General features: G+C 62.4%; 9 protein-coding genes. 5 read left to right on the top strand and 4 right to left on the bottom strand.

Annotation, left to right across the window (positions count from 1 at the left end; translation table 11 throughout):
* Positions 1-27 precede the first annotated feature (27 nt).
* Positions 28-2955, top strand: coding sequence for a YCF48-related protein (locus H7007_RS13165; RefSeq protein ID WP_287155871.1), 2928 nt, complete (start codon positions 28-30; stop codon positions 2953-2955).
* A gap of 707 nt (positions 2956-3662) precedes the next feature.
* Here H7007_RS13165 and heR read toward each other — a convergent pair.
* Together heR and H7007_RS13155 are read right to left on the bottom strand one after the other, a co-directional pair.
* A complete protein-coding gene (gene heR, locus H7007_RS13160; RefSeq protein ID WP_287155798.1) occupies positions 3663-4451 on the bottom strand; it encodes a heliorhodopsin HeR in 789 nt (262 codons plus the stop codon).
* A gap of 276 nt (positions 4452-4727) precedes the next feature.
* Positions 4728-5288 (bottom strand): cupin domain-containing protein, encoded by a 561-nt coding sequence (locus H7007_RS13155; protein WP_287155797.1) that lies wholly within the window; start codon positions 5286-5288, stop codon positions 4728-4730.
* 642 nt (positions 5289-5930) lie between these two features.
* Here H7007_RS13155 and H7007_RS13150 point away from each other — a divergent pair.
* The 4 genes from H7007_RS13150 (at position 5931) to H7007_RS13135 (ending at position 9736) form a co-directional block, all read left to right on the top strand.
* The gene (locus tag H7007_RS13150; RefSeq protein WP_287155796.1) at positions 5931-6083 is read left to right on the top strand and encodes a hypothetical protein; all 153 of its coding nucleotides are present in this window, start codon (positions 5931-5933) and stop codon (positions 6081-6083) included.
* Between the two features lie 854 nt (positions 6084-6937).
* The gene (locus tag H7007_RS13145) at positions 6938-7195 is read left to right on the top strand and encodes a putative Se/S carrier protein (protein WP_287155795.1); all 258 of its coding nucleotides are present in this window, start codon (positions 6938-6940) and stop codon (positions 7193-7195) included.
* 61 nt (positions 7196-7256) lie between these two features.
* Entirely contained in the window at positions 7257-8534 is a 1278-nt protein-coding gene (locus H7007_RS13140) for a double-cubane-cluster-containing anaerobic reductase (protein ID WP_287155794.1), read from the top strand.
* 452 nt (positions 8535-8986) lie between these two features.
* The gene (locus H7007_RS13135) at positions 8987-9736 is read left to right on the top strand and encodes an acyl-CoA dehydratase activase (protein WP_287155793.1); all 750 of its coding nucleotides are present in this window, start codon (positions 8987-8989) and stop codon (positions 9734-9736) included.
* 28 nt (positions 9737-9764) lie between these two features.
* Here H7007_RS13135 and H7007_RS13130 read toward each other — a convergent pair whose 3' ends face one another.
* Both H7007_RS13130 and H7007_RS13125 read right to left on the bottom strand, forming a co-directional pair.
* Entirely contained in the window at positions 9765-10520 is a 756-nt protein-coding gene (locus H7007_RS13130; protein ID WP_287155791.1) for a class I fructose-bisphosphate aldolase, read from the bottom strand.
* Positions 10521-10709: 189 nt separating this feature from the next.
* A complete protein-coding gene (locus H7007_RS13125; protein WP_287155790.1) occupies positions 10710-13109 on the bottom strand; it encodes an NlpC/P60 family protein in 2400 nt (799 codons plus the stop codon).
* Positions 13110-13413 lie beyond the last annotated feature (304 nt).

Here is a 13413-nt window from a genome sequence, read left to right as displayed (position 1 = left end):
AAGGGCTGCCGGTAAATGGGGGTGGTGATGATGCTTCGCGCGCGCCGTGATTCCCTTTCCGTTTTTCTCGCCTCGGCGGTACTGCTCTTCTTCCTTCTCCTGCCCGCCATCTCTGGTCCGCCGAGTCTGGCCGAGGAACCGCGGGGTTGGTATCCCCAGGACTCGGGGACCTCGGTGCACCTCATGGCCGTGGAGGCGGTGGACGAGACGAATGCCTGGATCACCGGATACAACGGCACCATTCTCAAGACCACCGACGGAGGGGCCACCTGGGTGGCGCAGAACTCGGGCGTGACCTCGGAACTGCGCAGCCTCTCGGTGGTGGATGCCAGTACCGCCTGGGCGGCGGGGGATTACCTCCTCCGCACCACAAACGGCGGTGCCACCTGGTCCAAACTGAACCTGGGGAAGAACTTCTACGCCTACCACGTATGTGCGGTGAGTACCAGTGTGGTTTGGGTGGCCGGCAATTACTGGGTGGAGTCGAAAGGCGATTACCAGCGCCAGGTGCGCAAGAGCATAAACGGCGGGGTGAGTTGGACCACCTACGTCCTGCCCACAACCGAACCGATCAACGACCTGTGCGCCGTGGACGCCTCAACGGCCTGGGTGGCCTGTATGGACGGGGTCATCCTCAAGACCACCAACGGCGGGAGCGTCTGGAATAAGCTGTCAACAGAAACCGGGGACACCTTCACGGACATGGACGTCCTGAACGCCGACACGGTCTTTGCCGTCTCCGGAAACCGCGTCTACAGGACATGGGACGGGGGGATGTATTGGAACTTCTCGGAGATCGGACTGGGCTATCTCCGGGCCGTGGAAGCGGTGAGTCCCTCCACCATCTGGGCCGCGGGCGACAACGGGCTCATCGTCAAGTCCACGGACGGTGGCGGCACCTGGACCAGGCAACAGCCCCAGGACACGAATCTGCGCAACTATTACGGCATCTCCGCGGTCAACGCCGACGTGGCCTGGATCGCGGGCTCGGACGGTAAGATCCTCCACACCGTGAACGGAGGCGTGGAGCCGCCACCCGTCCCGGAAATAACCCATGTGCAACCTTATACCGTTTATCCCCTTTCGCTGGTCTCGGTGTACGGGAACAACTTCGGCCCCTTTACCTCTCCCGAGGATTACGGGAAGAACTTCTATCTCTCCCTGGACTCCGAGACGGTACCTTTTTCCAACATCCTCAAATGGGAAGACGACGAGGTGGACTTCAGGGTGCCGTCCGGGCTTCCGCCCGGGCCCGTGGAGGTGAGCGTCACCGTCAACGGGTTCAGTTCCAACAGGGAGAGCATCATCGTCCTGGAGGCCCCGACCAAGGGCTGGCGCCTCCAGGACCCTGGGGTCAACATGCCCCTTTTCTCCGTCTCCGCGGCGGACGCCGACACCGCCTGGGCTGTGGGTTACAACGGCACCATAATCAAGACCGCCGACGGCGGCAACACCTGGACGCCTCAGAACTCCGGGACCACCAAGGCCCTGCTCGCGGTCTCCGCGGCTAGCCCCCGTGTGGCCTGGGCCGGCGGCGAGGAGGTCCTCCTCCTCACCGTGGACGGCGGCGAAAGCTGGCACACGGTCTCCGCAGAACCGGGTTACTACGTTTACGACATCGCCTCCGTCGACGAGCAGAACTGCTGGGTGGTGGGAGGCGCCCCCTTACCGCAGTACATGCCGGGCCGCGGCTTCATCCTCAGGACACGAGACGGCGCAAGGAAGTGGGAGCTGCAGGTGGTCAACCATACCTATACCTTCTATAGCATATCCGCCGCGGGCGGCGACGCCGCCTGGGCGGCAGGGGGGGAGATGATGCTCTACGGGACTTCCGGAATCATACTCAGGACCACCGATGGAGGTACCACCTGGACCCCCTGCGGATCCACGGACCGCAGCTGGTGGCGCATCGCCGCCTGCGATGCCAGTAACGCCATGGCCTGGGGCACGGTTCGTGACGGCAATTATCCTTTTGGCATAAGGCCGGACTGCCGGAGGACCAGGGACGGGGGAGCGACCTGGACCGTCTTCAGCGATCTGCAGATGGCCAGGATCTACCTGCCCTACAGCGGCGCGGAGATGCTCGATCCTCAGACCGTCTGGATGGCGGCCTCCGGCACCTCGGCTTGGTCTCGCGATGCGGGCATCGCCAAGACGGTCGACGGTGGGGCCAGCTGGAGCTATCAACTGGACGAAAATTACGGTTACCCCACCATTCCGGCAATCGATGTCAGCGCCGTGGACCGGGACACGGCCTGGGCGGTGGGCGGCTACTACCTCCTGCACACCACGGACGGGGGATACGCCGGCCCGGCCCCGGTCATCGACTCCATCTCTCCCACATCGGGCGGGGCATATGAGGTGGTGACCGTCGAGGGCAGCAACTTCAGGGAGAGGTTGACGGTCCTTTTCGGGGACAAGCCCGCCTCCGTGGAGTCCTGGACGGACACCCGCATAGTGTGCCGGGCCCCGGAGACAGGCGCGTCCGACCTGCGGGTCCCCGTGACCGTAACCACTCCCAACGGCACCTCCAACCCGGCCCACTTCAGTTACGGGAGGGGCTTCACAGTTCTGTCCATCGAGCCCAACCAGGGTTCCCAGCTCTCCTTCCAGGTCACGGCGAGCATAAGGGGGACCGGCTTCCTCCCCGGGGCCACGGTCCGGCTGGAGAAGGGAGCGGCGGTGATCGACGCCATTGGCGCCAACGTGGTCTCCATGGAGCGCATCGACTGCGTACTGCCGCTCTGGGGAGCGGAGCCGGGAACCTACGACGTGGCGGTGAAAAACCCCGACGGCAGCGAGGCCAGGCTGGCGGGCGGCTTCACGGTGACCTCGGCCTGCGGCCAGGGCGGAGGCGCAGCGGCCCTCCTGGCGGGCGCTTCACTTGGACTGCTCTCACTCGCCGGTTCCCGCTGCCGGCGCCGGAGGAAAAACCGCCGTCGCGCTACGGGATAAAAATACGGTGGCTAAGGCCCGGCGGTGCTGGAGCACGTCCGTTCCGTTTGCCAGTGCCTCTCTGGGATCATCCTAAGTATTATCTCTGGACATTGCCGGAGAATAGACGTGGGCCCCGTGGGTCCGCCTCTACGGGTTGAAGTACGTTGCGACTCGGACACGAGGCCCGGGGGACTCCGGTCCAAGATCGGCGAGAAAGGACGGCGTTTCTCCCGGCGGGCTTTTAATCGGATTGCTCTGCATCGCCAGAGACCAATTCCCGGCGGACGAGGGACACCAGGGAAAACCACTGCATAGCTGCGGGAAAATACGAGAAAAAGGCTCATCGGGAGAATGAGCCGGCACTCGTTGAGCTGAGCTTAGATCTGTAAATGAAGCCCTTGAAAATGACGCGGGCTGGCTCCATCTCCACATCCTCTTGCTCCTGGCGATTTATGCACACAATTACTTCTTTAAAAGGGCATGGGGGTTGAATTTGCGACTTCCCCAGGTTCTTTCGGGCACAAACGCGTGCTCAGTATGCCCTCCACATCAGGGCCGAAAGGGACACGACCCACTCACATGCCTCCTATCTCGTCAAAAGATCCTCGAATGCATTACGCTCGTCCAAAGACGAAGGTCATGCCACTCATCATTCGTTTCCCCTGTCCCCCTATCTCCCCTCTTGTGTAGAGCCTAAAGGAAGATTCTCCGCTTCGCGAACCACCTCAGGATCCGCGCAGGGTGCCCCCGAAGACCTGCCAGGCCAGGGCCGACTTGGCCAACAAGCTCAGCAGGATGTACACCTTCTCCCCGAAGAGGTAGTCCCTCCACCTCCCCACCTTGCGGTACTGCAGTACCATGTTCAGGGCGAAGACGTTGAAGAACACGAAGAGGATGGGGAGGATGAAATACACGAAGGTGGGCACCCTGGCCTCCGGATTGGACACCGCGGAGAAGAAGTACAGGGCGATCACCACCCAGGGGATTATCCCCGCCAGGCAACCGAACCAGAAGGCGGTCCAGCGGGTCCTCTCCGTGTTCTGGTTGTCCAGCTCCATCATCCACCCGAAGAGGATCATCATGGCGTTGAGGAAGAAGAGCAGTATGAGGGTGCTCAGGTCGTAGACCCCGGAGAGCATGGCGATGACCACGATCATCAGCGAGGCGCTGAAGGAATACTCTATCCACCTGGCATGGTTGATCCCCCTCTTCAGGTTCTTCACGTACCATTCATAGATGCCCGGCAGCGTGAGCAGGAAGTGGGCCAGCGCGCTCATGAAGAGAAAGGCGGCCACCATGGGCCCGATGCGCAGGTGTCCCACCACGCTGGGCAGGCTGGGCTCCTTGAAACTCGCCGGGTCGGCCTTGAGGTAATTGGTGGTCACAGGAAGGGAGAAGTCGTTGCTCAAGGCCAGCATGAGGAGGCCCTGCAGGAGATGTAGGCAGGCCATAACGGCATTGTATAGGCGCAGCCTTCGATAGACGTCCTTGCGTACCGGTCTTTCTTCCCTCATGGGGCCTCCTTTCCTCCCACGCACGCAGTTTCCCCTGCGGGAGAGCTGTTTATCGACCGCCAAAATACGGCAATCCAAATTATTCCCCCTTTCGGCGGCCGATACACGGCGGCCGAAGTCGGGGCCGCCCGATCGGTGCCGAGGCCCGCAGTAGGATGCTGAGACAACCGAAGCGATGCCGAATTTCGGAGGACAGCCCTGATGAAGGATCTCCCGGCGCACCGCAAGAGCGAGGCGCGATCCGAACCGTGCCGGCGAGGGCGGCATCCGGCATCCCTAGACGCTGGGCGGGGTTATGACCATGAGGAGCACTCCATCCTCCCTGGAGAGGTTCTCCCAAGCGTGGGGCTCGTCGCCGCGGAAGTAGGCACAGTCGCCCTCCCTCAGGTGATGGGCCTCCCCCCCGAGCTCGAAGCGGAATTCCCCCTTTATGACTAGGGCCAGCTCCTCTCCCCCGTGTACTATCGGTTCCTGGTAGCGAGCCCGGGGCTTAAAGGTGCCTAGGATGGGCTCCATGGAGGCCTCCCCTTGCTCCACGAGCAGCTCGAGCACCACCGATTCCGGGCTGTCCACCCTTTTCCTCTCCTCCCGTCGGAAGGTGACCTTGCGCGCGGGGCTCCCGGAAAAGAGCTCCGGAAGCGTCACCCCGTAGAAACCGAGAAGACGTATGAGGTTCTTGACGGTAATGGTCGTCTTGCCGTTCTCCAACTTGCTGAGGAAGGAAACGGAGAACCCGGTAGCTTCCGATACTTTGCGTATGGAGAGGTTGCGGCTTCGACGCAACTCCCTGAGCCGCACACCCACATCCTGCATGCTCCTGCTCAGCTCGTCCATCATCACCTCTCCAAACGCCCAAAAGCTCCGCTGGCATCCGCGATGAGAAGCGCCTTCTCCCCATCAGGACTCCCCTGGGAGAAAGTTGTTTCAATCGCACGCAACACCTCGTGTGCCCCCAACACCGCCGCACCCCCGACCTCGCTTTCCCCGTTCATTATATTCGAGAAAATCATGTTTTCATAAAAGATAACATATAATTTCTTTAAGCAATATATGGATATAAAAAAGCCACAATCCTCTTATCCGCGAGTAACATTGAGACCTGATCTTTCTTCACGCGATCCCTTTTTGAGCCATGTAAACCGATCCTCGCCTCCTCCTCAACGGCAGCAGCCAAAGTGCAGGGCCGAAAATTGGGTCGTTTTAGCCGGCGTTGAAAGCCTGGAATCAGCCTCCATGTGCCCGGCAGCCGAACCAGCGGCAGAGATTCGTACCTAGGACGAGGCGAAAAGAGCGAGAGGGAGGGGGCGGCAAGCGGGTCTTACGCTCCAACGACTCTCTCCACGAGATAATGCGATATAACCTCATAATGACATACGCGGCAACTTATTGGAAAACTTTTTATAATAATATAAGAATATTGACTATAGTTGTATAATATGCTATCTATTATTTAGCAATGTTTCTACATAGTGAAAGGTGATGAAGATGTTCAGCGACTACGAGGTCGAGCTCTGGTATCTGGGGAAACCCTTCGCGGCGGCGGAATCCGAGGAACAGGAAGCGAGAGTGGTCCCCATCAGCCACGAGGAAGCGGAGCGCATATTCCTAGGGCTTCCCCTGAAAGCCGCGTGACGGACCCATGCGCGGCATCGAGGCGCGGGAGGTGCGGGTCATGACGGCGCGCTCGATGAAGCCCTCGAACAGGTCTGACAACCCCGCAGGGAATGGCCCCGACCTCACTCCCTTGAAAACGAGGAACGCGCACCTGCTCTCCTTTCCGGTTAACGGGCGAGACCTCCCGGCCTATTACCTATGCTATCCCGGCACCCGCAGGTTCAGGGAGGGAATCCCTCTCGATAAAGCGGAAAGCGAAGGATGACGTCCCGCCTTTCGGACCCTTGAGAAAGGTGTGGACCCTTGAGAAAGGTGTGGCCAGTCTACCTTGTAGTTCCCGCGCCGGCCCCAAAAGGCGCGACCCCGGATAAGTAACGACTCTATACTCCCCGATGTACATACCCCTTTTTTGCCGGTCGACGATTTTAGGCGCGCATCCGATGCCTTAGATTTCAAGGTTCCCGTCACGGTTTCAGCTGCCACGGGTCTTTCAAGACGTCTTCATATCCGATCCGGCATCGAAGTAGTTAAAATCCCCCCCGGACCTGGAGGGGGTGGACGTCCACCGCATCATGGATGACATAAGGAGGCGGGTGGAGGAAAAGAGGGACACCGGGCTCTACCGGGAGCTCCCCCTCGCAGAGTTGGAGAAGATGCGCCTATGAGAACGGGGAGAGGCGACCATCCAGGACCCCCTGGTCGATAACGAGCCCGCTTCGGCCACTGATGCGAGAACGGTTTCACGTTTTCAACCCCGATGATAATCCTCCCATTTTAAATAGGGCCTTGCGCTTCTTTGGACCGTGTTTTATCATCCAGTTGAATTAAATTTGAATATATATAAGATAAATTAATTTTATAATTCCATTTCCATGAACGAGTTCGAGTGCCGGGTGATCCTCTTCGACTCCACCCACCAGGCGCTACGCGGAGAACGGGCCCTTAAGGAAGCGGAGATCTCTTATGCGGTAATCAATACCCCGCGCGAGTTCAGCGTGGATTGCGGGATATCCCTGCGCATAGGGACCGAGGCCGAGGAGGCGGCGCGCGCCGCCCTGCAGGAGGCCGGGGTGGTCTTCGCGGACATCGTTCCCTACCGGACGCGGGTCGGGAAACGCGGTGGTCCTTGACCTGACCGCTCTTCAGGTGTCGAGTTGCCGAAGGAAGCGTCACTCGAAAAGGAGGTCGGTGATGTCCGATTATCGTGAGATGTGGGAGAAACTGGGGCTGGACCTGCAGGCCCACGACGGCCTTCTGGAGGTACTTCCGCCCCTCTACGGGGAAACCATCTTGAGTCAGGAGAACCGGCCTAAAGGCATGGAGTATTTCGACTTCGTCTTCTCCGAGATCCACGGACTGAGGGTCAAGGAGCTGGTCGACCACCGGGCGCAGGGCGGCCTGGTGGTCGGGACCTTCTGCACCTATGTACCGGAGGAACTGATCATCGCCGCGGGCGGGATATGCGTGGGCCTCTGTGCGGGAGCCCAGGTGGCCGAGGAGGCAACGGAGCAGTACCTCCCCCGCAATCTCTGCGCCCTCATCAAGTCATCACTGGGATTCAAGCTGGCCAAGGTGTGCCCCTATATCGAGTCCTGCGACCTGCTGGTGGGCGAGACGACCTGCGACGGGAAGAAGAAATACTATGAGATACTGGGGCAGTTCCAGCCAGTGCACGTCATGGAGCTTCCCCAGCGGAAGGACGACGTGGACCGCGCCCTCTGGAGGTCGGAGGTAAGGCGCCTTGCGGCACGGCTTGAAGAGCTTGCCGGGAGGAAAATAGAACCCGAGTCCCTGCGCGAGGCCATAAAGGTGGTCAACGAGAAACGCCGGGCCCTCCTGCGTCTGGCCGAGCTCCGCAAGAGCGACCCGCCCGTGATCTCCGGCAGAGACGCCCTGCTCATCAACCAGATCGCGTTCTACGACGATCCGAAACGCCTTGCGGAGAAGGTCAACGCCCTTTGTGACGAGCTGGAGGAGAGGAGGGAAAAGGGAATTGCCATAGGTGGAGCGCACCGTCCCCGATTGCTCCTCTCCGGTTGCCCTATGGCCATTCCCAACTGGAAACTGCCCGCCATCATCGAGACCTACGGAGCCCTGGTGGCCATGGACGAGATGTGCACCGGTATCCGCTACTTCAGGCACCTGGTGGACGAGGAACCCGCCGACCTCGAGGGCATGCTGGACGCCATAGCCGATCGCTACCTGCGCATCGACTGCGCCGTCTTCACGCCCAACCGGGAGAGGATCGAACACATAAAGGAGCTGGTCGGCGATTATTCCATCGACGCCGTGGTCTATTACGCCCTGCAGTTCTGCGACCCCTACACCGTGGAGGCTTTCCTTATCAGGCAGGAGCTGGAAAAGGAGGGCATTCCCTTCCTCTACCTTGAGAGCGACTACAGCACGGAGGACGTCGGTCAGCTCACCACCCGCGTTCAGGCCTTGGTGGAGATGCTCACGTCCGGGTAGAAGAAGGGGCCCGCAAATACATATACCCTCCCACCGCGTGGATTGCGGCGGGAAGGCCATAACCCCTGCGACGAAGGCGGAGGCAAGGAGGGAAGCCCGTTCAATCGGGTTACGTTTCTGCAGCCCGGTCGTTTCGTCCGGGTACGCGGCCGGAGAACAGGGGTCCCGAAAACCGTGCATGAAAACCTGTGCCTTGGAGGACCGCAGGGGACCTGCCTCGAAAAGCGGTCTATTATCGTCCTTTCGGCGGGATGCACCGCTCCCTGGCCTTGCTATAAAATACCTTCTCGAGGCTTCTCGAGGTGGGACCGTTCCCGCCTGCGGGCGAAGAAACACGGACCCCGACGTGGCCAATCCGGCGCGAGGGGCCATATCCACGCGCGCATGCCGGTAACCGTCAGCCGGACGCGTCAACCTACGTCAGGCCTATGGCTCGGGAAGGAGGGAGGGCATTGAAGGTCGCCGGTCTGGACATAGGGTCAAGGACCATAGCCCTGGTGGAGATGGACGACGGGGAGATATCCTTCAGCGAGGTGGTGGACACCACCTTCGATCCCCTGGAACAGTGTCGCCGTCTTCTCGACGCGCGTCGTTTCGACCTCCTGGTAGCCACCGGTTACGGGCGCCACCTGGCCCAGGCCAATTTCGCCCACCAGGTGATAACGGAGATAAAGGCCTTCGCCCTGGGATGCCATCACTTCTTCCCGGAATGCCGCACCATCCTGGACATCGGAGGACAGGACACCAAGGCCATCTCCGTCGGACCGGGAGGCAAGGTAGTGGATTTCCAGATGAACGACCGCTGCGCTGCGGGGACGGGTAAGTTCCTCGAGGTGATGGCCTCCGCTCTGGGGTTGTCCCTGCACGAGCTGGGCGTGGTGGCCATGGAGGCGGAGGGGGAGGTAAAGATCTCCAGCATGTGCACCGTCTTCGCCGAGTCCGAGGTCACCGGGCTCATCGCCAGGGGGACTCCCCGCCCGCTCATAGCCCGCGGACTGCATGAGGCGGTCTGTGACCGGGCCGCCGCCCTCCTCAAAAGGGTAGGCGTGCAACGAGAGTTGGTCTTCGCCGGTGGCGTGGCGCGCAACCCCTGCCTGAAGGCCCTTCTGGAAGAGCGCCTGGGGTTGCCCCTCCTGGTGCCCGAAGACCCCCAGATAGTGGGAGCCCTCGGCGCCGCTCTCTCAGCGATGGGGGAAAATTAAGGACCCCCCGGGCGGCAATCCCGGGCTCTTAAGACAGGAGGCTGCGGAGGGAACGGAGCATCTCCTCTCCGCTCTCCCGTTCGAGAGACGAGGCGTCCAGGAGCACGCCGGCGGCTCCGTCGCGCAGCGCCCGTCCGGCCACCTCCAGAGGGTCCGCCCCACCGTGTGTTTCACCCAGCGAGACCAGAACGGGTACGGGGCACCCCCTCACCGCCTCCGTGAGGTCCCCGCCCTTCACCGGATACCTCAGGACCACCACATCGGCCCCCAGCTCGGCGGCCACCCGCGCCGTGACCGCCAGCGCCTCCTCCTCGCTGAGGCCCGCGCTCCCCCGCAGGGCCACCATGGCCTCCAACACTATGGGGACGCCCCAGCGGTCGCAGGCATCCGAGAGGGCGCTCACCGCCTGGATGAACTCCCCCTCCAGCTCATGCCCGAACTTCACCGCCGCGGCCACGCCGTCGGCTCCCCAGCGCAGGGCCTCCTCCACCCCGCTTATCAGCCGGTCCCGGAACTCGCGCGCACCTTCAAGCACCGTGAACCCACCGCTCACGCGCATCACCAGGCCCGGCTGCGAGGGGGTCTCCGGCAACCCGTGGCGGAACATGCCCCGGGTCATGAGCAAGGAATCCGGTGAACCCCCCATGACCAGTCGGACAGCCTCCTGCGGTCGTGCGAGCAGGCCCACCGGACCCACCACCGCCGCCTGGTCCAGGGCGACCATAAGGGTGCCACCACCGCCGCCCAATATGCGCCGCAGCCTCACTTCTTTCCCGGTCGACATCTTCCTCCTCACCTCCCGGGCTCCCGTGCATCGTGCCCGCGTAAACGCCTCGGCCTCATCCTCCGGCTTTCACCGGCACGGCCTCCGCCTGAACCTACGCATCTCCCGCCCCCCGCGCGGCCATGACAACGATTATACACACGATGGCCTACGGTCGGGTCTAATGCGGGACATAAGGGGTTCGGGGTCTCATCCCCCCGTGTACCCCTCGGCGAAGAAGCGACGCTGGTAGGGGCCCTCCTGGGCCGTGCAGTTGGTCCCCCCGGAGCGGTCTTTGTAATAGAAGTACATGGAACGCTCCATGAACAGGGGGAGATCGGAATCCATGCGCGTGGCGAAGGAACAGGCGCCCATCCCCGCTATCTCGTCCACGCAGAGGCTCATCCGCGAACGGGCCGGGACCTCCAGGCCCACACTCACCGTGGAGGAATCCTCTCTGCAGAACTCCAGCCGTACCTCCGCCGCCTCGGGGTTGGGGTTGGCCAGGAGTATCCAGGTGTCGAAGGAATCCCCGGTGTAGCCCTCGGCCAGGAAGAGGTGGGTGGAAGGATTTTCCACAGCTGCCGAGCAGTGGCCGCCGCGCCGCCCGAAATAGTCGAAGTACATGGCCCGCTCCGCCACCACCGGCACGCCGTTCAGGGACTCGATGAGCGTACCGAAGGACGATCCAGGCACCCTGTCCCGTGCGCTGATGGTCACCCGCGAATTAGGGGGCACCGTCCTGCGCTCGCTGACGTTGGATCCTCCCTGCACCAGGTAGGTGACCTCCACCTCCGCCGCCTCGGGGTTGGGGTTGGCCAGGAGTATCCAGGTGTCGAAGGAATCCCCGGTGTAGCCCTCGGCCAGGAAGAGGTGGGTGGAAGGATTTTCCACAGCTGCCGAGCAGTGGCCGCCGCGTCGCCCGAAATAGTCGAAGTACATGGCCCGCTCCGCGGCCACAGGCACGCCGTTCAGGGAAAGGTAGCTGATGCCCACGCTGCCCTCAGGAAGGCCCGCCACCCCGTTGACCCAGACCGTGAACCGGCTGCGCGGCGGGAGGGAGTAGTTCACCTTCACCGGGGCATGGCCCTCCGGGAGGTAGTCCACCTCCACTTGGGCCTCGGCGTCACCCGGGTTGACCATCAAGAGCCAGGTGTGGAACCCGCGGCCCGTGTATCCCTCCGCGAAATAACCCCTTGGGGAGGGCTGGCTCAGGCCCTCGCTGGCGTGCCCGTCATCCGCCCAGTCCCCGTAATCGAAGTACATGGCCCGCTCGGCGATCACCCCGGGCGCTGGCGCCTCCACCTCCATGGAGAGCTCGTCGTAGGCATAGAGGTCGTCCACGGGCAGCGTGAAGCGGCTGTGCGGCGCCAGCCGGTAATCCCTGGTCTCCGGTTCCCGACCGGAGCGCAGGAACCTCACGCTCACCGGCTGGGTGTACTCGCCGGGGTTGTAGAGGAGGAGCCAAGTGTCGAAGCGGTCGTTGTAGGGGCCTCCCACCACCCTTCTGCCCCAGGCAAAATGGGTCCTCCAGTAATCGTTGTTCTCCAGGCAGTCGAAGGCCACTCCTCCGTTGGAGCCGCCGGAATGGATGAAGATCCCGTTTCCGACGTACATGCCCGCGTGTCCTATGTGCCCCTCGGGATTATCGTCGGCGTTCTCGTAGAAGAAGATGGCGTCGCCCGGCTGCAGTGCCTGTCGGGACACGAAGAGGTAACGGTTGTCCCTGGCCTGGTCGTCTGCCACCCGCTGCATGGGGTAACCCATGCGAATGGACAGGGTGTTGTAGACGAAGCCCGAGCAGTCGAACCCGCCCTCCGATTCCCTTTCCCCGCCGTAGACGTAGGGACATCCCAAGCGCTCGAAGGCGAAGGCCACTGCCTGGCGCTGGGACTCGGTGGCGGCGGGGAGCTTACACCTGGAGGCGGAAAGGGAATCCCTCACGTACCATGGCCTCCAGCTCTCCATGTGGTCAAGGCGGTAGAGGGTATAGGCCATCTCTCCCCGGGGGTAGGCCTGCCCAGGCCAGACGCGGCTATAGCGGTACTTGCAGCGCAACCCCATGAAGACGGCCATCGCGCCTCCATACCAGGGACTGCCTCCGGTCAGCACGTCCACGTTGGAGGCTACATCCCCCATTCCCGCTCCAGCGGCCACCCCTGCGGCTACGCGCTCGAAGGCGGTTCCCTGCGATGGCTGGAATGAGCCGTCGGGAAGGCGATCCATGATCCCGTACTTGACCGCCAGGTTGGCCCAGATGAAATCGGGATGGGAGGGCGGGAGGTCGGTGAAGGTGACCGCGGGGTCGGCGCTCTCTCCGGCGTGCCCGAATACGCTCACCAGCGCCCTGGCGCAGTCTATGCGCGAGAGGGCCTCCGCCGGATGGAAGCCCCCGTCCGGGAAGCCCTGCATGTAACCCCTCTGGGCGGCGTATTCCACGGCCTGCCGTATTTCCTCTGGCTGTCCAGAGAGGTCGTTAAAGCCCTGGGCCAAAGCCTTCCCCGTCGCCGCGGGGAAGAGGGATAGGACGAGCAGGAAGAGGAGCGGTAAAAGGGCCGCTGTGCGGAAAGGTGCCCTCCCACCTCGCCGCAAGGTTCTGACGTGCCGCATCAAGCGGCGCTCCCGGGCTCCCGCAACCCGGAACCGCAAGGCCCTCCACGCCGAGGAAACGTGATGAACTTCCCGCCCCGACCGGCCCTCCCACCTCCCCGCAAGGTTCTGACGTGCCGCATCAAGCGGCGCTCCCGGGCTCCCGCAACCCGGAACCGCAAGGCCCTCCACGCCGAGGAAACGTGATGAACTTCCCGCCCCGACCGGAGATCTTCATATCTTCTGGGCCCGCTTCCTCCAGGACCAAAGCTCCCGCTGCTCTCCGCCTGCATAATCTTTCCTACGCCCCGCACTATTTATCACG

It is taken from the genome of Candidatus Solincola tengchongensis, from assembly GCF_015711935.1.
GTDB lineage: Bacteria > Actinomycetota > Geothermincolia > Geothermincolales > RBG-13-55-18 > Solincola_A > Solincola_A tengchongensis.
Note: the sequence above shows the minus strand (reverse complement) of the source record. Positions and strands in the feature narration are given on the sequence as shown.

What these genes read in the sequence shown, in the direction of transcription:
- H7007_RS13165 (WP_287155871.1), top strand. Translation starts at nt 28, where the DNA reads ATGATGCTTCGCGCGCGCCGTGATTCCCTTTCCGTTTTTCTCGCCTCG.
- heR (WP_287155798.1), bottom strand. Translation starts at nt 4,451, where the DNA reads ATGAGGGAAGAAAGACCGGTACGCAAGGACGTCTATCGAAGGCTGCGC.
- H7007_RS13155 (WP_287155797.1), bottom strand. Translation starts at nt 5,288, where the DNA reads ATGATGGACGAGCTGAGCAGGAGCATGCAGGATGTGGGTGTGCGGCTC.
- H7007_RS13150 (WP_287155796.1), top strand. Translation starts at nt 5,931, where the DNA reads ATGAAGATGTTCAGCGACTACGAGGTCGAGCTCTGGTATCTGGGGAAA.
- H7007_RS13145 (WP_287155795.1), top strand. Translation starts at nt 6,938, where the DNA reads ATGAACGAGTTCGAGTGCCGGGTGATCCTCTTCGACTCCACCCACCAG.
- H7007_RS13140 (WP_287155794.1), top strand. Translation starts at nt 7,257, where the DNA reads ATGTCCGATTATCGTGAGATGTGGGAGAAACTGGGGCTGGACCTGCAG.
- H7007_RS13130 (WP_287155791.1), bottom strand. Translation starts at nt 10,520, where the DNA reads ATGTCGACCGGGAAAGAAGTGAGGCTGCGGCGCATATTGGGCGGCGGT.
- H7007_RS13125 (WP_287155790.1), bottom strand. Translation starts at nt 13,109, where the DNA reads ATGCGGCACGTCAGAACCTTGCGGCGAGGTGGGAGGGCACCTTTCCGC.